A 25,031-nucleotide genomic window follows, 5' to 3' on the forward strand; every position below is an offset into this window, starting at 1 on the left:
AGCTGGTTCAACTGATGCCTTCTGATGTGTACATGGTGAGCATATCATGGATGTCAAAACAGACAACCTGAAGGAAAAGGACCCTGACGAACCGAAGAAACGCTGTTTTGAATTAATAGAGGCCCCAAAAACTACTAAAGGCAAACAATTGAAGGTCCCGTACCTTACAAATTTCGAACTATTTTCTATCTGATTTAAGTCTAATGGCGGATTTGGATATATGAAACGACTTGGAATGCTTAACTTAAAGATATAATACATCGGAGTGATGATGTACGTCATTTGTATAGATCAATATTGTAAATTTGGAACAGTGCCTGAACTTATTAAATAACTTGAACCCTGATATACTCCATACTGACTTTTCCCACGTGACTGCCATGGCAACCCTGTTTTCGGGATTGACGCTTGCATTGCTTTTGACTTTCGCAAAAAGGCAAGACCAAAGAGCCAATCTGTTTCTAAGTGCCGCTTTAACTGTAATTGTAATGAAGACTGGCGGGCTTTCGCCGTTTTTTTTACCGGCGCTGGGACCGTTGCTCTATCTTTATGTACGGCAGCTAACGTCTCCAAAACTAAAATTTCGCCGAAATGATCTCCTTCATTTTTGCCCTTTGTTGGTTGCATATTGGATGCCCGGCTGGCTGGTGCTAATATCTGTTGTTATTTATTTATACCTGTCGCACCAGTTAATCCAGCATTTTTATAGCCACTTGCAGCCAGTGCTAATGGATAGGTCGCGCTTTGCCTTCCGCCGATTGGAAAAGGCCATTCACCTGCTCGGCTTTCTTTGCGTGTTATGGCTGTTTAACGACGCTTCGAGTTTTATCGTTGCTTTTGTACTTATTGGCGTAGCCGCCGAAGTGATGCTAAAATGGGATAAAGGCACAGAAATGACCATGCCGCTAACAGATAGATATACTGCAAAGGAAAAAAGCCGCGGACTAAAGGAAGCTGTAGCCTTAAACCGTTTTTACGAGGATGCCGAATTGACGTTGACCACCCTGGCAGTAAAGCTGAATATCCATCCGCACGATTTATCACGAATTATTAATGTTGGAATGGGAAAAAACTTTAACGACTTTATTAATGAGTTCAGGGTTCGTGAAACTGCCCGGAAGATGCGGGACCCGGCACACGCCCATCTCACGTTACTGGGAATAGCCTACGAGTCGGGGTTTAATTCTCAACGAACTTTCAACCGCGTTTTCAAAGAGATGACCGGCAAAACCCCGGCAGAATACAAGAACGGCCTGAAGAAAGAGTTGCCAAATGATAAGTTGGCCATTCCATCACACTTGCAGGCGGTAATATTGCGTTCAGGAAGCCCGCCAAATAGGGCCCCTGTAATATTAAACCGCAATTATATGTTTAGAAACTATTTGAAAATAGCCCTTCGCACATTGGCTAAACAAAAAACGTTGTCGTTCATTAACATATTTGGCTTATCTGTTGGAATAGCCTGTTTCAGTCTATTTATGCTTTATGCCATCAATGAATTTAGTTTTGATGGTTTCCATAAAAATGCTGCTAATACCTACCTTGTTTTGGATAAAAATGGGAAGGAAAATATAAAGGCACTTGCAGGAACAATTTACACCCCAATGCCTCTGGGCCCTGCTATGAAACAGGAGCTGCCGGGAGTGGCGAACTATGTCCGTTATATTCAGCCCTATGAAACATTTATAAAAGTAAAAAATGAGGCGAGACGGGAGAACATAGCCTACGCCGATTCCTCGTTCTTCAATGTTTTTTCGTTTAAATTTAAATACGGGAATGCCAAATCGGCTATCAGTGGTTTGCACAGTATGGTTTTAACCGAAGAAACCGCTAATAGGTTATTTGGTAAAACAAATGCCATTGGTCAATCATTCCAGGTAAAGATTGGCGATGTGTTTGAAACTTTTACGGTTACGGCTATAGCTGAAAATCCGCCATCTAATTCTTCCTTTCAATACAGCATGCTTGTCAACTTTGATTGTTTTGGTAACACAAAGTCAGGGAAGATGGGTGCACATGACTGGTGGATGAACATTTTTGTCACCGTGGTTCAGCTAAAGCCCGGAAGCACACTGGCAAATAACAATAAGTTGTTGGCCAATTTCTGGCACAGGCATTTTCCAGATGCAGGATCGGGCGGGTATAACCTGATGCCAATCAAGGATGTGCACACAAGCCCGGCGTTGGTAGGTATTAAGATCCCGCCTGTCGATCCAAAATCGATTTGGATATTACTAAGTATCGCTGCCGGTGTATTATTAATCGCCTGTATTAATTTTACAACGCTTTCCATAGGCCGTTCAGCAAACCGCGCAAAAGAGGTAGGCGTCCGCAAAGTTATTGGCGGCACCAAAAAGGCTTTAGTAGTTCAGTTTTTAACAGAATCATTAATGCTCGCTTTTTTTTCGACGCTGATAGGCCTGGCACTTGCATACCTGCTTTTACCTTACTTCAATCAATTGTCGGGCAGGGAGCTGAGTTTCTCTTTTGTGCAATTCCCACAGATAACGGGTCTCATTGCCGGCTTAGTACTAATTGTTGGTCTGCTTTCCGGATGCTACCCTGCTATAATATTGTCAGGTTTTAATACAGTGGATGTGTTGAAGGCTAAAATCAAGTTTGGCGGAGCCAATTTTTTCACAAAGGCATTGGTCACTTTTCAGTTTGTACTTTCCGCCACGCTTATTGTTTCTGCCATAATCATCACGCAGCAATTACGCTACATGGAATTAAGAAACCCAGGTTTTAATAAACAGAATGTGCTTGTTTTGCAGACGTTAGGCGTTCCAAATACGAAACACTTACTGCCTCTCTTTAAACAGGAAATGTCCGGATATCCCGGCGTTTCGAGCTTGACCGGCGCCGATAATGGCCTCGGTGACCATGAAGGGACGAGTTTCACAGACTTTAGTTACCAGGGCAAGTCTGTCAATACAAAACAATTTCATATCGACCCCGATTATATACCCACCCTGGGAATGCAACTGCTTGTGGGACGAAATTTTAACCCGACAATAGCTTCAGATACCGTAAACGCTGTCATTATTAATGAATCCATGATGAATGAATTGGGATGGAAGCGCGAAAACTGTACCGGCCGCCGATTGGAAGGCTATGGTGAGCTGAGCTTTAAAAATCCGACGGTGATAGGCGTTGTTCGTGATTTTAACTATGAGCCTCTTACAGATCGTGTAGCACCCGCGTTGTTTCATCAGTTTAAAAGAAGCGGGGAAAGCCCCAATTTTCTTTATGTGCGCCTCCAACCGGGTGATCAGTCAAAAACTTTGAATGTGGTACAATCCGCATGGAAAAAAATTGCACCCGATTACCCCTTAGAATATAATTTTCTCGACGAAGATATCGACCGCTTCTATAAAGCAGAAACCAGGTTGGGAAATATTATTAGCTGGGTTAGTGGAATCGCCATCTTGTTGGGATGCCTGGGGTTACTGGGACTTTCAGCGCTTACAGTTGCCAATCGCACCAAAGAGATCGGTATCCGCAAAGTGCTGGGGGCATCTGTTTCAACTATCATCAGCCTGATTTCGAAAGATTTTTTTAGGCTTGTTGTATTAGCTTTATTCATTTCAACTCCAATAACATGGTGGTTAATGAGCAAATGGCTACAGGCCTATGCATACAGGATAACTATTGAATGGTGGTTTTTTGGTATAGGTTGCATGGCAATCATTTTTGTAGCATTGCTTACCGTTTGTTTCCAGGCGATTAAAGCAGCCATCGGTAAGCCGGTGAAGAGTTTGCGGACGGAGTGAGAATCCCAATATTTATTTAGCGGCAGCGTTGGCGTTGAAATGATATTAGGAGCCGGCAATGTTAGTCGGGTAATATAGTAATGTTGGATCATAAAAAAGTTGCTGATAATATTGACAACTTGCCTAAAAAAGTGACCCCTATTGTACAAATCTCGAACTATTTTCTGTTTGATTTGGGGGTAATTGCTGATTTAGACTTATGATTAAAAAACGATTGTAAAATCCAAGAAGCAATAATTATTACAATGATTTGGTGCTCATTCGTTATCTATTGGAAACATAGCTTTTAATTGCTATCATCTTTTTCGAATATATTAGTGTTCAAAGTTTCCAACCGCTCATTCTAAATGACCTTTAATCCGACTTTAGTAATTCTACTTAAGCCTAAGTGACGGCCTTTCTCCACTGACCATTTCTGTACTAATTGTTTCATTGCTTGTTTATAATACCCATACTTAATTTTAATAATTGACAACAATATATCATTTTCGTTCATAACCTGTTCAATATCGTACATGTCGAAATTGTATCTGTTATGTATATTTCTGATAACAAACATTTTAAGACATTGGCATAGTTATTATTAAATTTTGAATAATTTGATCGTCTACTAAATGTTTAAAACATCGTTACTTCAAGTTGCTATCGGCGTTGCCTGCCTTTTTTGGGGATGTAAACAACCCAATATTGTCAAACATAACGGCGAAAAAGACAGGATTTCGTTTAAAAAAGTAAGGGGCATTAATTACACTGAAATTTCACGTCGAAAAGCCGATGGTCTATCTTTTAATGAATACGGCTATCAATTAGCACCAGAGTGGCGCATAAATTTTATATCAAATGATTCAGTTAGCATTTATAGCCCGACAAAGCATCAATTTATCAATTTTCCACTGACTCGCGGTTACGACTCAATTTTCAATACCGCGCGAACATGGTTAAAAGTAAAGAGTATGGACAAGGATAGCCTTAAGTTTGAAATTTTAGAAACTTATGGGGATACGATTGACACACGTGGAGCAAAGGTTTACATGACTTTTTATGCGGATTCGTTTATTAAAAATATTTTAAGAAGCGACACTGGTATTTTGAAAAGAGCAAGTAGAAAAGATTCTTTATATATCAAATCCCTTGCAGAAAGATCAAATCGTGATTATCATAAATCGTTTGCTGCCCGTCAGCCGGTCATTCTAACAAGTAAAAGCCCTTTAGTAAAAATAAAAAAGTGGACAGTGGAAAGCGACTTTTTTGATAATTTCGATACTTCCGAAAGCTATATGAACCCCACATTTGATATAGTCATCAATAAAGCGTATACTAATTTCTATTATTCGTTCAGTGTATTTGTAGACACTAACGGAGAATTACATTACAATAAACCCTTAATTCCATTCTCTGATGAAATTTTTAGAGAACGCTATGTGTATTTTTCGACTGCTATAATGAAGAGTTACTTGAAATATTACATAAAAGCAAAAGCTGGCCAAACGCTTGGCATACCTCACGCAAGTGAGATTAATCTTCATGTACTGGGAAAAAGCAGCATTTAATATACGAATATTGTTAATTCAAATTATTACTTAGTAAACCTAACTTTATGTTTCGAGCCTTCTTTAAATCTGCAATTAGGAATTTCGTTAATCACAAATTATTTACATTAATTAACGTAATCGGTTTATCCATTGGCATCAGTGCCGGGCTTGCAATATTCTCCATAGTCTATCATGATTTCACATTTGATAAATTTCACTCAGAAGGAGATAGAATATATCGGGTCGTTACGAGTTACGTTGTGAACGGAAACTTGGCTTATACCAGTGCTGCTCCAGGTGCATTGCCGGATGCAGCGGCTAAAACGCTTAATGGTATAGAAAAAGCTGCTCCTTTTGAAACTATAGCACATTTGGATGTAATTGTAGATGACAGTATTGGTGGCGTAAAGCGTTATAAAGAGCAGGATGATATCCTATTTGCAGATGAGCGCTACTTCAATTTGTTCGAATATCGCTGGATTGCCGGAAATGTAGTAAATGCTTTAACCGGTATCAACCAGGTAGTACTAACTGTTACAAGAGCAAAATTGTATTTCCCCAATTTGTCACCTGTAGATGTAATCGGAAAAACAATTGTCTATGATCGTCATTACGATAAACAAACGGCCGTTGTTACCGGAATCGTGGAATTACCAGCCGGAAACACAGATCTTACTTTCCACGATTTTATCTCTTACAACACTTTAAAGTCAAATGTTAACCTGAAACACAAATTTGCTGACTGGTATCCAAATACTAATTTGCCTTGGGACCAATATTTCGTTAAAATCGCAGCTTCAGCAAATCCATACTCAATTGAAAAATCATTAAATTCTCTGCTCATTGATCATGTTGCGAAAGATCAGCAATTTAAAAATAGCTCCTATCAATTCCATTTGGAGCCTTTTAATGAATTGCACTTTGATTCCCGATATGGCACATTTTACGGAAGACCTACCTCAAATAAATCTGTTGATTATGGTTTGATATTGATTGCAATCATGTTGTTGTCCTTAGGTTGTATTAATTTTATCAGCTTAACAACTGCCCAAGCTAATCAAAGAGCAAAAGAAATAGGAGTTCGAAAGGTTTTGGGTAGTAGTAAGAAACAACTTACAATTCAATTTCTATTTGAAACATTTCTTATCACAATTATAGCGGTCCTAATATCTGTCGCTACGACCCCCATTTTGCTCAATATTTTTTCGGTTTTTATTGCTCAAGGAATAACAATCGACTATAATGATCCTTACCTTATTGTGTTTCTAATATTGTTAACCTTAACGGTAACTGTCCTCGCAGGATATTATCCCGCGAGGATTCTTTCTGGCTATGGCATATCAAGCGTCATTAAAAATCAAATTGGTCATAATAATGCCCAGAATCGAGGCATCGTTTTGCGTAAAGGGCTCACTATTACCCAATTCATCGTAGCGCAATTTTTTGTCATGTGTACATTTTTTGTTGGAAAGCAAATTTACTATGCATTGAATAAAAACTTAGGCTACAAAAAAGATGCGATTTTAATTATTGAAACGCCTTGGCAAAACCAATCCATGCAGGTGCAATATTTCTTCAGGGAAAAATTGAAACAAATACCCCAGATTGGTCAGGTAAGTATGGGCTTAGATGCCCCAGCTTCTGAAAATAACAACATCACGAAAGCCTCCTATAACAACGGGGGACATGAAACAAACGTTGACGTTATAGTCAAATCAGGAGATGAAAATTATACAAAAATTTATGATCTAAAAATATTGAGCGGCCGTAACCTTACCATTGCAGATACAACAGGTGGAATTCTTATAAACACAAAATTAGCACACGATTTAGGATTTAAAAATTATGCTAATGCAATAGGTAAAGAAATAAATATCGAAGGGGGACGAAGTAGTGTTATAGGAGTGATTGCCGACTTTTATCAATCGTCTTTGCATGATCCAATAAAACCGTTGATTATATCAACGAAGGGAGGCCAATATTCTAATCGTATTTTTCATATAGCCTTAAAGTCTCAGTCAGGAAAAAATGATTGGAATAAGACTATTGTTGGAATCCAGACCGCTTGGAAACAAGCTTATCCCGAATATGATTTTGAGTATCGGTTTTTCGATGACAGTATATCACACTTCTATGAAGGCGAACATAAAATAATTAAATTGTTAAACTGGGCCACCGGACTATCAATTTTTATTAGTTGTTTGGGGTTACTCGGCTTGACTATTTACACAACAAATCAGCGGAGAAAGGAAATTAGCATTAGGAAAGTAATGGGAGCTACAACCATCCAGTTAATGGTGATGCTCTCTAAGCAACAATTAATGCTCATATTAATCGCTTTTTTTATAGCTGCTCCTTTTGCGTGGATGGCAATGAATAAGTGGATACAGAGCTTTAATGATCGCACAGCAATTAGTTGGTGGATATTTGCCATTAGTGGTGGATGCGTTTTGATTATCGGATTAGTAGTATCAGGTTATCAAACTTTACGTGCGGCCATGGTTACTCCTTCAATTAATTTAAGATCTGAATAAGGTTTGTGATATTAGTTTCTCTAAATACATATAAATTGTTCATTCACATATTTACAAATGAAACTGTGTAGATCATAAAAAAGTCGCCAATATATTGACAACTTGCCTAAAAATAGTCGATTTATCGGAAACGAAATCATAAAAAAAGTTGTCAATAAAATTGACAACTTGCCTAAAAAAGTGACCCCGGAGAGATTCGAACTCTCGACCCAATGATTAAGAGTCATTTGCTCTACCAGCTGAGCTACGGAGTCATGTACCAGATTTTGGTAGGGTTGCAAATATGCGAATTATTTTCTTTTAAGCTGTGAAAAACATCCTTTGTTAACAATTATTTTGATTGACTCATTGTAAAATAATTTAGCATCAGCAGTAAACTTTTGCCAATGTTATCCGGTATTTTTACTAATACCGGTTCTTGCTAAATAGATTTAGTAATAACTTCATAACAAAATATTGATTTTTTTATTGGAATTTCAATGAATGCTGCTTAAATTGTAAAACTTAATATCTACTCCTTATGAAAAAAAGAAAATTACTCAAAATTAACAAGCTGCAGTATGAAAGCGTTGTTAAAGACTTTATCTCCCAAAATGGTTTAAATGTTCAATATTCTTATACCAAAGATCATTTTTACCTTTATAGTGACGAGTCTACTATCAATCAACTCGAATTCAGGCTGTTGGGGTAAACTTATGGTAAGCTATAAAATATAAAGGTCTGGTAGTGTGATACTACCGGACCGTTTCAATGTTGTATTTTTATTATACAGCAGCGTATAAGTCTTCCTGTTGTTTTTGTACCACGGGACTATTGATGTATTCATCGTAGGTCATCAACTTGTCGATGTAACCGCCCGGTGTTAATTCAACAATACGGTTAGCTACTGTTTCAACTAACTCATGATCTCGGGAGGTAAACAGTATTGTACCACGGAAGTCTTTCATGCCATTGTTAAGCGCGGTGATAGATTCCAGGTCGAGGTGGTTGGTCGGCTCATCAAACATCAAAAGGTTGGCTTGCTGCAGCATCATGCGGCTAAACATACAGCGCATTTTTTCACCACCCGAAAGTACACTGCATTTTTTCATAACCTCTTCGCCCGAAAAAAGCATCCTGCCTAAAAAGCCGCGGATAAACTGGTCATCTTTTTCGCCAGGTGAATATTCACGCAGCCAGTCGATCAGGTTATCATTTTTACCATCAAAATATTCGCTGCTATCGTTAGGGATATCTGCGGCATTAATAGTTACACCCCATTTGAAGGTGCCGGTAAAATCTTTATCACGGCCTGTCAAAATATTATAGAAGGCAGTGGTTGCCAAACTATTTTGCGACAGGATGGAGATTTTGTCGCCTTTGTTTACCGTGAAGGTAATGTTGTTAAACAACACTTCGCCATTCAATGTTTTGCCCAGATTTTCAACGGTCAGGATCTGATCGCCGGCTTCACGGCCCAGGTTGTTGAATATGATGCCAGGATATTTACGGTTTGATGGCTGGATCTCATCCAGGTTGATCTTATCCAAAGCTTTTTTACGGCTGGTTGCCTGCTTTGATTTTGAGGCGTTGGCGCTAAACCTGCGGATAAACTCCTGAAGTTCTTTAACTTTATCTTCGGCTTTCTTGTTTTGTTCAGCACGTTGTTTAAGGGCCAACTGGCTTGATTCATACCAGAAGGTGTAGTTACCGGTATAAATGGTCATTTTACCAAAGTCGATATCTACCACGTGGGTACATACGGTATCAAGGAAGTGCCTGTCATGCGATACTACCAGTACGATAGCTTCATATGAGGCCAGGAAATCTTCCAGCCAGCTAATGGTGTGGATGTCCAAATCGTTGGTAGGCTCATCCAGTAACAGAATATCTGGTTTACCAAAAAGAGCTTGTGCTAACAACACGCGTACTTTTTGCGTGTTATCAAGGTCTTTAACCAACTGGTAGTGAAATTCCTCTTTAATACCAAGGTTGCTTAGTAGGGTAGCGGCGTTGCTTTCGGCGTTCCATCCATCCATTTCGGCAAAAAGGTTTTCCAGCTCACCGGCACGTTCGCCATCGGCATCGCTAAAATCTTCCTTGAGGTAAATGGCGTCCTTTTCTTTCATTACAGCATACATTTCCTTATGGCCCATCATTACAGTTTCGAGAACTGTAAATTCGTCAAAAGCGTAATGGTTTTGACTTAAAACAGCCATGCGCTCGCCGGGAGTAAAGCTCACCGAACCGCTGGTTGGGTCAATATCGCCCGAAAGAATTTTCAGGAATGTAGATTTACCGGCACCATTGGCGCCAATAATGCCATAACAGTTGCCTTGTGTAAATTTCAGGTTAACGTCTTCAAATAAAGTACGCTTACCGTAACGTAAAGAAAGATTGGATACCGTGATCATGCTGCACCTCTAATTTGGCGCAAAAGTACGTTAAAATCTTCATTTTAACGATATCAGGTGCCGATATTATAAATGGGGAATTTTTTTGAGCAGCAATTTTCCCCATAATTTATTTCGTGGGAATACAATTACACAGAAATGATAATTGATTACAGACTAAAAGTGCGTTTCTGCCGTTTTAAAGGGACATTTCGCCAATTATTCATAATGGTACAGCCTTTGACTAATAACTGATATAACAATTACTAAAAATATTTAACAATGGTCATGGGAGCTTTAATTATAGGTTTAATTATCATCAATGTGGTAATAGCCATTAACAATACACAAAAACGCAAAGTATACTAATAAACTTTGTTATGATGCTGTAGGAGTTAACTTAAAATATTAAGCAAACTCTGTGTTTCATGGTCGGCCAGTTTTTGAAGCGGACCAGATGCCAGCATCTTCATCATCATGCTGAGTTCTGCATTAATGGTGAATAAAATATCGGTATGGTCGTTATTGAAAGATAACGACCATTTTAGTTCAAGATTAAAAGGAGGTTTCTCCGCGGGGATAATCCTTATCAGCTCATTTGTAGTACGTTCATCAATTTTCAAAGCAAGTTTAGCCATGTTCTGAATGCTGAAACGCGCCTCATCCCGGGTAGATGTCCACTCCTGGATGTTATCGGGCATTAGCTGCTTGTGATTATTAAAATCGGCCAAAAAATTATAAACCTCTGTTAAAGGCTTGTTAATGCTGATAGTACTGGTAAATGTATTCATGAACAGATATGAGATATTAGACGTGAGATTTGAGACAGATTATACGTTTTGTAAAAAATCAACGTAATCATATAAATCTAAAAAACTCAGCTGTATTAACTTGCTGCTATTTCGCCCCAGGTTGATGGATTTTCGCGCCATTGTTTAAGCAGGTTTACATCTTTCTCATTAATAAATTGATGCTCCTCGGCATATTTAATAAGCGCGTTGTAGTTTGACAGGGTTACATAAGGGCAATTGGCCTGTTTGAAATTTTCGTCGGCAATATCAAAGCCATAGGTAAATATGGCAGCAAGGCCGGCAACGTCATAACCAGCGGCACGCAAAGCTTCAACAGCCTGTAGGCTGCTTTTTCCGGTGGAAAGCAGATCTTCAATAACCACAACACGTTTGCCTGAGGTAGTAGGAGCATCACCCTCAATCATACTGCCGGTACCATGTTCTTTAGGTTTTGAACGCACATAAATAAAAGGAAGGCCTAATTCCTGTGCTACTAATGCACCTTGCGGAATGCCTGCAGTTGCTACACCCGCAATACAGCCAACTGATCCGAATTTATCCTGAATAGCTGCAACTAATTGCTGCCTGATATAAGTACGAATGGTTGGATGAGAAAGGGTAACGCGGTTATCGCAGTAAATTGGAGATTTCCAGCCCGATGCCCATGTAAAAGGATTATTGGGTTGTAATTTAATTGCTTTAATTTGCAGCAGGAATTCGGCTACTTGTTGTTCGATCTCATTATTAGTAAACATGGCTCAAAAATACAGAATTTATATTAACGAAAAGGTTATCCTGCTCACAGAATCTGAACCAAAGCATGCGGATAATTTTGAAAGGCTTGATGCAGAGACATTTGATCTTAAAATTATATATACCTGGATCCTCGCTAACCCCAACAAATTGTTCTATATAAAAACAGCCAATGCTAAGGTGTATTTTAAAGCTGTTAAGAAAAACATTACACTAATTGAAGCAGCAGGCGGGCTGGTTATGAACACTAAGGGGCAATATTTGTTCATTTATCGTAATGATAAATGGGATTTACCCAAAGGCAAAATTGAAAAAGACGAAAAGGTAAAAGAAGCTGCGGTGCGTGAGGTAGAGGAGGAGTGCGGCATAAAAGTAAGCGAGCTCGGCGAAAAAATTTGTAAAACCTACCATGTTTATGTTAACCGAGGCGAGGTAGTACTTAAAAAAACGCATTGGTTTGCAATGAAAAGCAAAGGCAAAGAAAAGCTAAAACCTCAAAAAGAAGAAGGTATTACCGATGTGCGCTGGTTTGAGCACCATCATATTGAACCGATAGTTGAAAATACTTTTCCATCCATCATGGATGTGCTGCATAAAGAAAAGCTGGTTACAAATAAGGTAATGCCTCTTTCGGAATAAACTGGCTTACATCGCCATTATAGCGGATGATTTCGCGCACAATGGTTGAGCTTATGGACGAATATCCTGGCTTGCTTACAATAAATATGCTTTCAATATCGGGTGCCAGCGAATGGTTCATCTGGGCTATGGCTTTTTCGTACTCAAAGTCAGATACTGTACGGATCCCTCTGATCATGTAGGCCGCACCTATGCTTTTGCAAAAATCTACGGTAAGTCCTTCGTACGCTATTACATGGATCCGCTCATCGTGCTCAAAAACAGCCCTGATCATCTGCTCCCGCTGTTCAATTGTTAAAAGTCCTTTTTTGCTGCTGTTTACGCCTATGCCTATATAAAACTTATCAAACAGCTCAACAGATCGCTTTACAATATCAACGTGTGCCTTTGTAATGGGATCAAATGAACCTGGAAAAAGGGCTATCTTCATAGGTCAAAAATAGTGAATAGTTGATAGGGTTAGTTAAATGCACAGTTGTTTTTTATCTTTTATCTGTATTTAATTAAACCCACAGTGTATAAACCATTCACCTAATGAACAAAATCAACCCTAAACCAGGGTGGCTAATTGTGCGTATTGTAAAAGCATAATTGTTTTGGCATCTTTTATTTCCCCTGTATGTACCATTTTCAAAGCCTGGCTAAAAGATAATTCCAAAACTTCGATATGCTCATTTTCGTGAGCGAGGCCGCCGCCATCGCTAACTTTCATTTCTTTGGTATATTCGGCCACAAAAAAATAAAGGATTTCGGTAACTGACCCAGGCGACATGTATGCCTCATAAACTTTCTTAACATCGGTTATTTTATAACCCGTTTCTTCTTCGGTTTCCTTGCGGATACAGTCTTCCGGATTGTCCTTATCAAGCAAACCGGCACAGCATTCAATCAGCATTCCGTCGGTGTTGCCGTTAATGTAAGTCGGTAGCCTGAATTGTTTGGTTAATATCACCGATGCCTGCGCTTTATTGTAAAGCAGGATGGTTGCACCATTGCCACGGTCATATGCTTCCCGATGCTGTACAGATGTTTCTCCGTTTTTTTCGGTAAACTCGTAAGTTACTTTTTTAAGGGTATACCAGTTATCTGATAATATTTCAGTATTAAGAATGTTGACTTGTTTCATTTGATTGATCATATATGATTAATAATGATTATTTTTGATCGAATTAAAACAAATAAAATGAACTTTCCTAAGAGAAAACAAAAAATAATTGAGCAGCTTAACCTTTGCGGAGAAATTGATATAAAGCAAATGGCTGCCGATTTGAATATTTCGGAAATAACCATCAGGCGCGATCTGAACCAGTTAGCAGCCGATGGGATTCTTTACCGCACACATGGAGGCGCAACAAAAGTTAACCCTCACGAAAAGCCGCACAGCTTCGCGAATAAAAGTGCCCAAAATGCAGCTGTTAAAGATGCTATTTGTCGCAGGGCAGCAGCACAAGTTAACGACGGGGACATTATTTTTATGGATTGTGGAAGCACCGTTTTCAGGCTTTGCCAGTTCATTAAAAATAAGAAGATAAAGGTTATAACAAATTCACTGCCTGTAATATATGACCTCCAGGACTGCGTCGTGAGTGTGAATGTTATAGGAGGGGAGCTGGACAGGGAGCGACAGGCCGTACATGGCACTACGGCTATTGAGCACATCCAAAAATACCGGGCAACCAAGGCTTTTTTAGGTATTGATGGCATTTCACAAGCAGGTTTATTTGCCAATAGCGAGCATGAAGCATCTATAACAACTGCTTTCGCGGCAAACAGCACTTACACCTATATCCTTTGCGACGCGGACAAGATAGGAAAAGAAACCTACCTTAATTTCGCTGATTTAAACATCATCAATGCAATCATTACCGATGCTGATAACAGCAAGGTCAAAATCTTTGAGGAAAGCGAGATTGCTGTTTTAAAGGCGGATGTCTAAACCGGTCTGAAAAATGAAAAAGATGAATGCCCGTATTTTCTTTGTTCCACGAAAGCTGGATGATTGTTTAGATTTTGAAGCGATTGATGCTCAACTATTAACAAGCCATCGGGTTTAAGCAGGTTCTTTTCAAAAACAACTTTTGGCAAATCAGGAATCCTGTTCAGGTCGTACGGCGGGTCAGCAAATATCAGATCGTATTGTTCAGTTTCAACATTCAGATATTTGAACACATCTTCGCGGTAGGTTTTTATTTGTGTAAGCTTATGCTGGCGCGAAGTATCTTTAAGATAATTTACGCAGTGGATACTTCTATCCACTGATATAACCTCTGATGCCCCACGTGAGGCAAACTCAAGCGAAATGTTACCCGTACCGCTGAACAAGTCGAGCACTTTAATCCCCTCAAACTCAATTTGATTAAGCAGGATATTAAATAAAGCCTCCTTTGCCAGATCTGTTGTGGGGCGAACGGGAAGGTTTTTAGGAGGATTAAGCCTTAAGCCTTTTAAGCTGCCTCCTATGATGCGCATAATGAAAGAGCTGATATTGATAACACCCTGTGTGCAACAACTTCTGTGGGTAGTTGTAATACCCGTAAATTATTGATTTCAACTTTGCCGAAAAATTCAGCCAGGCGGTTTAAAATCTTATCATCGGCTTCAAGGTCTCCACTCAGGTATAGATTCGTGTTTATGGGTTCCAGGGCAAGCTCCTTAGTAACCAATACGGTAAAGTAAACAAGCTCATCAACCTCCTTAAACTCAAATGAATTATAAAAACGGAGTTTATCGCCTGCGAAATAGCTTATTTCTACCTTATCTTTTTCAATATTGAGGTAAAGGTCACTGCTGCCGGGGTTATTTTGAGCAATGGCAGTTAACCATCCTTTTGATGTAAAAACGGTATTACGAATGCCAAATTCCTCAGCTGCATTTACAACAGCCTCGCTGGTTTTGTATACAATAACATTTTCCTGGTCTAACACCTGTGCTAAAACTTTACTGTCTGCCTTTACATCAAGAAAGCGGGCAAGGTTGGGAAGGCGGTCGGCGCTAAATATTTCGGCAGGCACAAGTGTAAAGCTATGTGCCGGTAAACCAATAACTATTTGCCTGTACTTAGGAGATAAGAGATCGAGCAATTCCTGCGGATCACTGAGTTCATCAAAGGGATAGTTTTCGGCCCAGGCAATTAAAGTTTCATTATTGCTTATGGCATACGAAAACGATTTGTCTTCAACCTGTATTAATAAAGTGTAATCTTCAGTTCTATCTAAACTAAAGTTATCATCATGGTAAGTGTAATTGTGTTCGTTCATACCGGTTTTAACAAAAGTAATATTTTTTAGCAGATACAGTAATTACCAATTACCGCAATCCAAATTGATATGCCGTTATAAAATGCGGGTTAATATCATCAGGAAGATAAATATCAAAATTGGTAAGCCCACCGGTTTAGGATAGTAATCATTATCCGGAAAATATCTTTTGAAAAAAAACTGGCTAAGAATTAACGCGCCAATCAGTCCAAAACCTATGTTAAGTCCTGCTACTGAAAGCATTGCTGTAACCTGTGCCGGTGTTGGCTGGCCGCCTTTTGCAGTTACATTCATGGCATCAACAACCTGTTGCAGGTTAACGCCCGAATGCATGATAACAAAGTAGGAGAGATAGGAAAAAAATAAAACAAAGGCCAGTACCGCCGGAACCGCTTTTCTATAACCGGCGTTGTATAAATTGATAACTAGCAGCACCCCGCCAAATATCAGGTTAAAAAACGAGAACCAAAATATTGCCCTTTTGGAGTAAATATCTACATAATCGTCTTCGTTGTATTTTTCTTCCTCTTTGTTTTCGTCAAATTCCATGGCCCAAATGTAAAACTAATCTTACTGAATTAAATACTTATCATCATTTTTGCAGGGTGTCAAATCCCGATCATATCCGCCAGGCATTTCCGCATGAGCCAACAGGCCAGCAAACCGAGCTTTTTAGCAAACTGCATGCTTTTTTAAAAAGCGCAGAGGGCGATGAATGCTTTATCCTGAAGGGCTATGCGGGTACCGGGAAAACAACCATAGTGGGTGCGCTGGTAAAAGCGTTGAGGCACTACAATTATAAAGCTGTGCTTTTAGCCCCTACAGGTCGCGCAGCCAAGGTAATTACCAATTATTCCGGGCGTAAGGCTTTTACTATTCACAAACGCATCTACCGTAAAAAATCAGCGCTGACTATTGATGATGGCTTTGCCCTTGCCGATAACCTGGCCAGTGATACGCTTTTTATTGTGGATGAAGCTTCCATGATCTCGGATGAAGCAATGGGCAATAACCACGTATCGTTATTATTTGACTTACTCAGATACGTTTATAACGATAAAAACTGTAAGCTGATACTGGTAGGCGACACTGCACAGCTGCCTCCGGTTGGAGCTGATGATAGCCCCGCGCTCGATGGGCAGCTTATGGGTGATAAATTTGGCCTGTCAATATTCAGTTATGAGCTTACCGAGGTTTTGCGACAGCAAAAGAATTCAGGCATTTTATATAACGCCACCAATATTCGTGATCTGATACGCGAAGAGCTCATTGAGATACCTAAAATTGTAACCAAAGGGTTTAAGGACGTTTACAGAATGACCGGCGAACGATTGCCGGAAGGCTTAGAGTATGCTTATCGCAAATATGGCTATGACCGCACGCTTATCATTTGCCGCTCAAACAAAAATGCCAATTTGTACAACGGGCAAATCCGTAACCGCATCCTGTACCGGGAGGAAGAACTCACTGGTGGCGACCAGATCATGATAGTGAAGAACAATTATTTCTGGCTGCAGGATAAGGACGAGAACAGTACGGCGTTTATTGCCAACGGCGATATTGCCCGGATAGTAAAAGTGCGCCGCACCGAAGAGATGTATGGCTTTCGTTTTGCCGATGTGCAATTGGAGTTTATAGATTATGCCGAAGATCCAACCCTTGATTGCAAGGTGCTGCTTGATACGCTTTATGCCGATTCGCCGGCATTAAACCAGGAAGATCAGAAACGGTTTTACCAGGAAGTAATGAAGGACTATGAGCATTTGCCCAGTAAAAGAGTCATGCATAACGAGCTAAAGCTTAATCCATACTACAACGCTTTACAAATAAAATTTGCTTACGCCATCACCTGTCACAAAGCCCAGGGTGGCCAGTGGGATGCCGTTTTTGTTGATCAGGGGTATGTAACTGATGAGATGATCAATATGGATTTTTTGCGATGGTTTTACACAGCCCTAACCCGGGCCACTACCGAACTGTTTTTGGTTAACTTTGATAACAGGTTTTATAAGTCAAATGAAGATTAATCCGCTTTTTAAAGTTAAAGCGGATTAACCGCCGGAAGCGTGATCGTAAATGTTGATCCCAAACCCTCGGTACTGGTAACGCTGATGCTCCCTTTATGCTTTTCAATAATCTGGCGCACTATACTTAAGCCAAGCCCTGTTGATTTTTCACCGCGCAAACCTGTTCGCCCTGCTTTTGAAAATTGATTGAAGATCTCAGGCAGCATAGCAGCCGGGATGCCCACGCCATAATCCTGAACTTCGATGGTTACCACATTATTTTGTTGAGATAATCGAATATCCACCCGGTCCCTGTCTTTTGAAAATTTAACGGCATTACTGATCAGGTTATCGATAACCCGGTGGAATTTTTCATGGTTGATGAGTGCATTAACAGCACCTGCCGTATTGATGAACAGCACATCAACCTTGTTGCCTTGCTGCAATTTCCATTCGTTTACAATGCCGTTAAGCCATTGGTTAAGGTCGGTATTGCGGGTTTCAAAAACCGCTATGTTTTCATTTTGGGCTGCCTCCAGCAAATCATCAATGATACTTCGTGCTTTTACGCATGAAGCTTTCATCATATTGATATTATCCTGCGTATCTTCATCAACCTCATCAAGTTCCATCATCATGGCAATCGACTCTACTGCTGCTATTGGATTTCGGAGATCATGAGCTACCATGCCTAATACCTGGTTTTTAAATTCGCTTGCTTTTTCAATTTCCGAGTTTTTTTCGCGAATCTCGATCACCTGCAAATAATAGTTGGCTTTATAAGTAAAAAAGTATCTGGAAGTAAAATAAAATCCTGAAAGCAAAATGGCCGATATCAGCTGGTTATACAGCATATCTGTAGCGGGTGTTTGGCTGTAAAATAACAGCGAAGTAAAAAATACTTCAACTGCTACAAGCAGCAATACAGTTTCATAGTATTCAAATACAAATATTACACTAATGAGGCTCAGTGCAACAAGATACAAAGTGAGTGCATTGCTTGGATCGGACGTGGCAATAAAACTCGAATACATACCACAAACAATAATATACAGGGCAAACAAAAACACAAGCAGAGACATGCCTGTTGTTGCTTTTTTACGTCCTTTAAATCCAACTATAAAAAGATTGCTGGCTATCAGGAAAACCGGGGTTACGATAATGAAAACCCAGTTACTGAAATTAAATTCAGGGAAATTTTGTGCTTTGGTTAAACTAACCGGGAATACAAGGTAAAGGATGCGGATAATTAAATTAAGTAGCAAAAATATCATACTGGCACCCCTGATAGCCACCAGATTTTGGTAAGTATAATGATCACGGTATTGCGACCGGTATTTGATTGGAAGACTATTAAAAAAGAAATGGGTGTTCAATTATATTTTATGGATTAAACAAAATTATGAAAATATTTAAAAACAACGTAACGGAAATGTGACAAAGCACAATTAACCCTTTTTACAAATATTAGGTCAGATAACATATAAGCCTATTTTGATGAACCTTGATTGTTTTTAAAGAAAGGAAAAATATAATTTACACATCATAAAACCAAAATCACATGTTAATGAAATCTATTAAATTTATCACAATTGTTATTACTGTATTAACAACTTTTTCCTGCAGAACTGTAGAAAGGGCTAATCAGAAAGAAATTAAACCGTTTGTAGGCATTTGGAAGGATACAACCAATCCAGGATCTCAAGTCGTATTCAGGTCGGATGGCAGCTTTTATAACATTGCAAAAGAAAATAATGTACAGATTGTTACACACAGCGGTACTTTTAAAGTCTTATCCGACAGTATTTATGTATTGACGATTACAGATGCGAGGCCCAACGCCACATATGATCTCAAAGGAAGACAGTATGCCAATTATTACACGTTAAGCAGCAATAGAAAAACGATGAAGACAAGTGGCGTGGTTGACGGAAGAAATGGCGGAAAAGGACTTGCCTGGACCTGCAATTTAGTTAAAGTTGAAAAATTGGATAATTAAACCCGCGCCTGGCTGACTAAACCCTCGTCACATTATAAGTCCCCATTTTACAGACAATAAGAATTGCACCCTCGCAATCAGCTTTATCCGTTACACAATATTTCACTAACAGGCAAGCCCACGCCTGTCTGTTAGTGAGGTGTTTGTTAAGTTCAACTGAGCTTTGGCGTCCTTAAACATTTCCACCTGACGCATACTTTTATTATTGTTTTAACGTATTAAACGACAAATTGCTTCGTACTATTGTTAATATTAACGCCTAAATTGCTAACAATCATGGCAAAGTGTCATTGTAATTTAATTTTAAATGACAATTTTTCACTATGTGTACTATGGCCGATAATTTGATTAACACTGAGTACTATGAATTTTAACAACTTTACCATAAAAGCTCAGGAAGCCGTGCAGAAGGCTTCCGAAATTGCTGTTGGTAACCAACAGCAGGCAATTGAGACCGCACATCTGCTTAAAGGCTTGTTACTGGTTGATGAAAACGTAATTAGCTACTTATTAAAGAAACTAAACGTTAACCTGAAAAGGTTAAATGATACTTTAGATGCACAGATTGCATCGTTCCCTAAAGTAAGCGGAAGCAATGTATATCTTTCGTCTGAGGCAAATTCGGCTTTGCAAAAAGCTTCGGGATATTTAAAAGAATTTAAAGATGAATTTGTATCGGTTGAGCATGTGCTGTTAGGTATTCTGGCAGCCGGCGGTGCGGTGAGCACTATGCTTAAGGACTCAGGTGTTAATGAAAAAGACCTAAAAAAAGCTATCATTGAATTACGCGGTGATAGCAAAGTAACTGATCAAAACGCCGAAGCTACTTACAATGCCCTTAATAAATATGCCCGTAATTTGAACGAATACGCAGGTTCGGGCAAGCTGGATCCGGTTATCGGTCGCGACGATGAAATTCGCCGTGTTATCCAGATCCTGTCGCGCCGTACCAAAAACAACCCGATATTGGTTGGTGAGCCCGGTGTTGGTAAAACAGCCATTGCCGAAGGCATTGCATTCAGGATTATTAAGGGCGATGTGCCCGAAAGCTTGAAAACCAAGGTGGTATACTCGTTGGATATGGGAGCCCTGATTGCTGGTGCCAAATACAAGGGTGAGTTTGAAGAGCGATTGAAAGCCGTTATAAAGGAAGTTACCCAAAGTGACGGGGAGATCATCCTGTTTATTGACGAGATCCATACGCTGGTAGGTGCAGGCGGGGGAGAAGGTGCTATGGATGCAGCCAATATCCTTAAACCAGCTTTAGCACGTGGCGAGCTTCGCTCCATTGGAGCCACTACGCTTAACGAGTACCAGAAATACCTGGAAAAAGATAAAGCTTTAGAACGCCGTTTCCAAAAAGTAATGGTTGAAGAACCTGATACTGCCGATGCCATATCTATTTTACGCGGACTGAAAGAACGTTATGAAACCCACCATAAAGTGAGGATCAAAGACGAAGCGATCATCGCTTCTGTCGAAATGTCACAACGCTACATTTCCGATAGATTTTTACCGGATAAAGCTATCGACCTGATGGATGAAGCCGCTTCAAAGCTTCGTTTGGAAATGGATTCGGTACCTGAAGTGGTTGACGAGCTCGAACGCCGCATCATGCAGCTGGAGATTGAGCGCGAAGCCATCAAACGTGAAAAAGATGATCGCAAGGTTGCCGAACTGAGTGAAGAAATTGCCAACCTTTCACAACAACGTGATTCGTTACGTGCCAAATGGAAAGGTGAAAAAGACCTTGTTGATGGCATTAACACCAAGGTTGAGCTGATAGAAAATTACAAACTGGAAGCTGAACAAGCAGAGAGAGCAGGTGACTATGGCAAGGTAGCTGAATTACGCTATGGAACTATAGTAGAAGCCCAGGCCGAAGTTGAAAAGCTGAAAGCTGCCCTGCTTGAAAATCAAAGCGACAGCCGCATGCTGAAAGAGGAAGTTACCGCCGATGATATTGCAGGTGTAGTAAGCCGCTGGACAGGCATCCCGGTGAGCAAAATGATCCAGAGTGAGCGCGAAAAACTGCTTAACCTCGAAGATGAGCTGCACAAACGTGTAGCCGGACAGGAAGAAGCTATCGAAGCTATAAGTGATGCCATCCGCCGCAGCCGTGCAGGCTTGCAGGATAAACGCAGGCCAATAGGCTCCTTCATATTTTTAGGTACAACCGGTGTGGGTAAAACCGAACTGGCAAAAGCTTTAGCCGAATACCTGTTTAACGATGAAGCTGCGCTTGTGCGGATAGATATGAGCGAGTACCAGGAACGGCATGCTGTGTCAAGGCTGATAGGAGCGCCTCCGGGCTATGTAGGGTATGATGAAGGCGGGCAGTTAACGGAGGCCGTTCGCCGCAAGCCTTACAGTGTGGTTTTACTGGATGAAATTGAAAAGGCCCATCCCGATGTATTTAACATCTTGTTGCAGGTGTTGGATGATGGCCGTTTAACTGATAACAAAGGCCGTGTGGTGAATTTTAAAAACACTATCATCATCATGACCTCCAATATCGGCTCCAACATTATCCAGGAAAACTTCCAGAACCTGGAAGACGAAAACCGCGATGAGCTGGTTGCAAAAACAAAGAACGAGCTATTTAACCTGTTAAGGGTAACTATCCGTCCGGAGTTTTTGAACAGGATTGATGAGATCATCATGTTTACCCCGCTTAACCGCGACGAGATCCATGATATTGTTAAGCTGCAATTTAAACAGGTTCAGCAAACCCTTGCAGAAATGGGTGTAACTATCGAGGCATCCGACGAAGCTTTGGATTGGCTGGCACAATTAGGATACGATCCGCAATTTGGCGCACGTCCGTTAAAACGTGTGATCCAGAAAAAGATCCTTAATGAGTTGAGTAAACAGATCCTGGCCGGTACGGTGGATAAAGACAGCGTTATCAAAATCGATATGTTCGATAACCAGTTCGTGTTCCTGAACTCAGCCAAAGAAGCTGCGGAACCGGCTAAATAAGCCATAGAAATAAATTAAATGTAAAAAGGCTTCTCAAATTTGAGAAGCCTTTTTATGTTAAAAACAGCTGAAGAATCTACTAAAAAACTTCGGCTGTTTGTTTAGCTGCCGATGCTAAGCTGACCCCCGTAAGCTGATCGGCAAAGGCCACGAAGGCCTTACTTTCCGATATACGTAGTTGATTGGCGATCAGATTTTGTAAATTGATTTTTCCTATAACAAATTTGTAGTTACCAGAATAGTAGCGTTCGTTGATGTGCTCAAAATTTAACGCCTCAACCAGTTCTTCATCGTCGTAGCGCAGGTAAATGGTTAACTCAATATTATTGGTAAAATTAAGATCGGTTTTCTCTTTAGCCTTTTTGTATTCGTACTGATAGTTATAACGCAAAGCTGCTATATCCGATAATACTGCCGAACCGGTAGGGTGGCCACCGGCGCCTTTTCCGAAAAAGAATTGCTGATCGGCAAAGGCGGCTTGTACGGTTACGCCATTGTATTCGTACTCAACGTTATATAAAAACTCTTTGTCGTTCACAAATTTAGGCAATACAAACAGGGCAACATTACGGTCATCAAGTTCTTTGGCTACAGGTACCAGTTTAATTTTGAGGTTCTTTTCGCGGGCATACTGTAAATCGGCAGCTGCAAGGTTCTGAATACCCAGGTTAAATACCTCATCGGGCTGTACAACAACGCCGTAAGCGTGGGCCGCCGCTATAACCAGCTTATACTTAGCATCAAAACCGCCAACATCGCTGGTTGGGTCGGTTTCGGCAAAACCCAGGTCCTGGGCTTGCTTCAATGCACTATCGTAATCAAGCCCTTCAATAAAACCTTTCGAAAGGATATAATTTGAGGAGCCATTGAAAATACCACTTATGGAATGCAGTAACTCGTTGTCATAGTATTCTTCCAGGTTACGAATAATAGGAATACTGCCACAAACCGCACCTTCATATAATAGCGATGTACCATATTGATGCTGGATCTCGATCAGTTCTTCCAAATGCAGTGCGATCATTTTTTTGCTGGCAGATACTACGTTCTTGCCAGATTTTAACGCTCTTGAAACAATCTCAAAAGCAGCTTCAGTATCATTGATGAGTTCAACAATGGTATTGATCTCGGGGTTGTTAAGCAATTCTTCTTTGTCGGTAGTAAATAAATGCGCCGGTAAAGAACGTTTTTTATTTGGATCCTTAATAGCAAACTTTACTATCTCGATATTTAAATGCTTTGTTTTGATGATATCATATAGGCCCTGGCCTACAACTCCAAATCCGAAGAGGCCGATATTTAACTTTTTACTCATTACGCTGTACGTTGCAGTTCTATAATTTTTCCTTTTACATCCGTTTTAAAAAACGATGTAAATATGTTTGTTAATGCTTCTGTTTCAATTAAAAATCCGTCGTGCCCATAAAACGAATCCAGTTCGGCAAAGGCTGCTTTAGGGATATGTCTGAACAGATATTGCTGCTCTTCAATAGGGAATAACACATCAGATGAGATCCCGATAACCAATGTTTTTGCCTTAATCAGGCTTAATGCTTTATCAACCCCGTTACGGCCGCGGCCTACATTGTGCGAGTCCATCACTTTTGTTAAATACCAATAGCTATAGGCATTATAACGGTTTACCAATTTCTCGCCCTGATAATTTTGGTATGATGATGAGCGGAATCCGTCCTTAACGTCATCACTTTCTTCCTGTTGGGTAATGCCGTAGGTTTTATAAGTACGATAACTTAGCAGCGCGATACTGCGGGCTGCTTTTAAGCCTTTTTGGCCGCCTTCCGGTGTATTGCCATAAAAAGTACGGTCGGCACTAATGGCTAAACGTTGCGACTCGTTAAAAGCTATGCCCCAAGGCGAGTGCTTGGCATTGGTTGCTATCAGGATAAGGTTTTTAATCCGCTCCGGCTCAATAATAGCCCATTCCATAGCCTGCTGACCACCCAATGAACCACCAATCAATACACTGATATTATTGATGTTCAAATGCTGGGCAAGCAACTGGTGCGCTTTAACCATATCCCGTGTAGTAAACTGGGGATAGGAAAGATAATAAGGCTGGCCGGTAACCGGGTTAATGCTCAGCGGACTTGTAGTACCATAAGGAGAACCCAAAATATTGGCGCAAACTATAAAGTGCTCTTCCGGGTTAAAAAAATAACCCTCACCAATAAGCCCTTTCCACCAGTCAAACACGTCGCTATTAGCAGTAAGCGCATGGCAAACCCAAACAACGTTATTTTTTTCTTTATTTAACCGGCCATAAGTATGAAAGCCTATCTCTAAACCTTCAATTGTGCGGCCCGATTCAAATTCAAAAGTATCAGTGTATTTAAATATCTCTGCGTTCATTCTGTTATTTGTTATTTCAGGTG

20 protein-coding genes and 1 tRNA gene are annotated in these 25,031 nt (G+C 40.1%); 8 read left to right on the forward strand and 13 right to left on the reverse strand.

Annotated elements, in window-relative coordinates; translation table 11 throughout:
• Positions 1-291: 291 nt before the first annotated feature.
• Positions 292-627 (reverse strand): hypothetical protein, encoded by a 336-nt coding sequence (locus AC59JO_RS07540; RefSeq protein WP_413668087.1) that lies wholly within the window; start codon positions 625-627, stop codon positions 292-294.
• Here AC59JO_RS07540 and AC59JO_RS07545 point away from each other — a divergent pair.
• The 3 genes from AC59JO_RS07545 (at position 615) to AC59JO_RS07555 (ending at position 7,839) form a co-directional block, all read left to right on the forward strand.
• Positions 615-3,773, forward strand: a complete 3,159-nt coding sequence (locus tag AC59JO_RS07545; protein ID WP_497304472.1) for an ABC transporter permease — start codon at positions 615-617, stop codon at positions 3,771-3,773. The two genes, AC59JO_RS07540 and AC59JO_RS07545, sit on opposite strands and share 13 nt — an antisense overlap.
• A gap of 614 nt (positions 3,774-4,387) precedes the next feature.
• Positions 4,388-5,323 carry a hypothetical protein gene (locus AC59JO_RS07550; protein WP_497304474.1) on the forward strand — a complete coding sequence of 312 codons (936 nt, stop codon included), beginning with the start codon at positions 4,388-4,390 and terminating at the stop codon, positions 5,321-5,323.
• A 47-nt stretch (positions 5,324-5,370) separates the two neighbouring features.
• Positions 5,371-7,839 carry an ABC transporter permease gene (locus AC59JO_RS07555; protein WP_497304476.1) on the forward strand — a complete coding sequence of 823 codons (2,469 nt, stop codon included), beginning with the start codon at positions 5,371-5,373 and terminating at the stop codon, positions 7,837-7,839.
• A 181-nt stretch (positions 7,840-8,020) separates the two neighbouring features.
• On the opposite strand, the gene AC59JO_RS07560 is transcribed toward AC59JO_RS07555, so the two are convergent.
• From AC59JO_RS07560 to pyrE, 4 genes are all read right to left on the reverse strand, one after another.
• Positions 8,021-8,093 (reverse strand) — tRNA-Lys (locus tag AC59JO_RS07560).
• Between the two features lie 510 nt (positions 8,094-8,603).
• The gene (locus AC59JO_RS07565; protein WP_413668091.1) at positions 8,604-10,232 is read right to left on the reverse strand and encodes an ABC-F family ATP-binding cassette domain-containing protein; all 1,629 of its coding nucleotides are present in this window, start codon (positions 10,230-10,232) and stop codon (positions 8,604-8,606) included.
• Positions 10,233-10,606: 374 nt separating this feature from the next.
• Positions 10,607-11,002, reverse strand: coding sequence for an SRPBCC family protein (locus AC59JO_RS07570; protein ID WP_413668092.1), 396 nt, complete (start codon positions 11,000-11,002; stop codon positions 10,607-10,609).
• A 95-nt stretch (positions 11,003-11,097) separates the two neighbouring features.
• The gene (pyrE, locus tag AC59JO_RS07575; protein ID WP_413668093.1) at positions 11,098-11,757 is read right to left on the reverse strand and encodes an orotate phosphoribosyltransferase; all 660 of its coding nucleotides are present in this window, start codon (positions 11,755-11,757) and stop codon (positions 11,098-11,100) included.
• On the opposite strand from pyrE, the gene AC59JO_RS07580 reads away from it, so the two are divergent.
• Positions 11,756-12,394: an NUDIX hydrolase gene (locus tag AC59JO_RS07580; RefSeq protein WP_110582603.1), complete on the forward strand. Its 639-nt coding sequence runs from the start codon at positions 11,756-11,758 to the stop codon at positions 12,392-12,394. The two genes, pyrE and AC59JO_RS07580, sit on opposite strands and share 2 nt — an antisense overlap.
• Here the strand turns inward: AC59JO_RS07580 and coaD are convergent.
• Both coaD and nudK read right to left on the reverse strand, forming a co-directional pair.
• Entirely contained in the window at positions 12,363-12,824 is a 462-nt protein-coding gene (gene coaD, locus AC59JO_RS07585; protein WP_114937978.1) for a pantetheine-phosphate adenylyltransferase, read from the reverse strand. The genes AC59JO_RS07580 and coaD overlap by 32 nt on opposite strands.
• Before the next feature lie 120 nt (positions 12,825-12,944).
• Positions 12,945-13,520, reverse strand: coding sequence for a GDP-mannose pyrophosphatase NudK (gene nudK / locus AC59JO_RS07590; protein ID WP_497304479.1), 576 nt, complete (start codon positions 13,518-13,520; stop codon positions 12,945-12,947).
• Positions 13,521-13,577: 57 nt separating this feature from the next.
• On the opposite strand from nudK, the gene AC59JO_RS07595 reads away from it, so the two are divergent.
• Positions 13,578-14,330: a DeoR/GlpR family DNA-binding transcription regulator gene (locus AC59JO_RS07595; RefSeq protein WP_497304481.1), complete on the forward strand. Its 753-nt coding sequence runs from the start codon at positions 13,578-13,580 to the stop codon at positions 14,328-14,330.
• On the opposite strand, the gene rsmD is transcribed toward AC59JO_RS07595, so the two are convergent.
• The 3 genes from rsmD to AC59JO_RS07610 form a co-directional block, all read right to left on the reverse strand.
• Complete coding sequence (gene rsmD, locus AC59JO_RS07600) at positions 14,327-14,863, reverse strand: 16S rRNA (guanine(966)-N(2))-methyltransferase RsmD (protein ID WP_497304483.1); 537 nt, start codon at positions 14,861-14,863, stop codon at positions 14,327-14,329. The two genes, AC59JO_RS07595 and rsmD, sit on opposite strands and share 4 nt — an antisense overlap.
• Positions 14,851-15,651: a DUF3822 family protein gene (locus tag AC59JO_RS07605; protein WP_497304485.1), complete on the reverse strand. Its 801-nt coding sequence runs from the start codon at positions 15,649-15,651 to the stop codon at positions 14,851-14,853. The genes rsmD and AC59JO_RS07605 overlap by 13 nt, the downstream gene beginning before the upstream one ends.
• A gap of 75 nt (positions 15,652-15,726) precedes the next feature.
• A complete protein-coding gene (locus AC59JO_RS07610; RefSeq protein ID WP_413668098.1) occupies positions 15,727-16,200 on the reverse strand; it encodes a hypothetical protein in 474 nt (157 codons plus the stop codon).
• 56 nt (positions 16,201-16,256) lie between these two features.
• Between AC59JO_RS07610 and AC59JO_RS07615 the strand changes: the two genes are divergently transcribed.
• Positions 16,257-17,678, forward strand: coding sequence for an ATP-dependent DNA helicase (locus AC59JO_RS07615; protein WP_413668099.1), 1,422 nt, complete (start codon positions 16,257-16,259; stop codon positions 17,676-17,678).
• 14 nt (positions 17,679-17,692) lie between these two features.
• On the opposite strand, the gene AC59JO_RS07620 is transcribed toward AC59JO_RS07615, so the two are convergent.
• Entirely contained in the window at positions 17,693-19,033 is a 1,341-nt protein-coding gene (locus tag AC59JO_RS07620) for a sensor histidine kinase (RefSeq protein ID WP_413668100.1), read from the reverse strand.
• Positions 19,034-19,224: 191 nt separating this feature from the next.
• On the opposite strand from AC59JO_RS07620, the gene AC59JO_RS07625 reads away from it, so the two are divergent.
• Together AC59JO_RS07625 and clpB are read left to right on the forward strand one after the other, a co-directional pair.
• Positions 19,225-19,656, forward strand: a complete 432-nt coding sequence (locus tag AC59JO_RS07625) for a DUF4488 domain-containing protein (protein WP_497304488.1) — start codon at positions 19,225-19,227, stop codon at positions 19,654-19,656.
• Between the two features lie 363 nt (positions 19,657-20,019).
• A complete protein-coding gene (gene clpB, locus AC59JO_RS07630; protein WP_413668102.1) occupies positions 20,020-22,638 on the forward strand; it encodes an ATP-dependent chaperone ClpB in 2,619 nt (872 codons plus the stop codon).
• Between the two features lie 79 nt (positions 22,639-22,717).
• Here the strand turns inward: clpB and AC59JO_RS07635 are convergent, their stop codons facing one another.
• Complete coding sequence (locus AC59JO_RS07635; protein WP_413668103.1) at positions 22,718-23,953, reverse strand: homoserine dehydrogenase; 1,236 nt, start codon at positions 23,951-23,953, stop codon at positions 22,718-22,720.
• Entirely contained in the window at positions 23,953-25,008 is a 1,056-nt protein-coding gene (locus tag AC59JO_RS07640; protein ID WP_413668104.1) for a homoserine O-acetyltransferase family protein, read from the reverse strand. The genes AC59JO_RS07635 and AC59JO_RS07640 overlap by 1 nt, the downstream gene beginning before the upstream one ends.
• Positions 25,009-25,031 lie beyond the last annotated feature (23 nt).

The organism is Mucilaginibacter sp. A5337 (genome assembly GCF_059690695.1).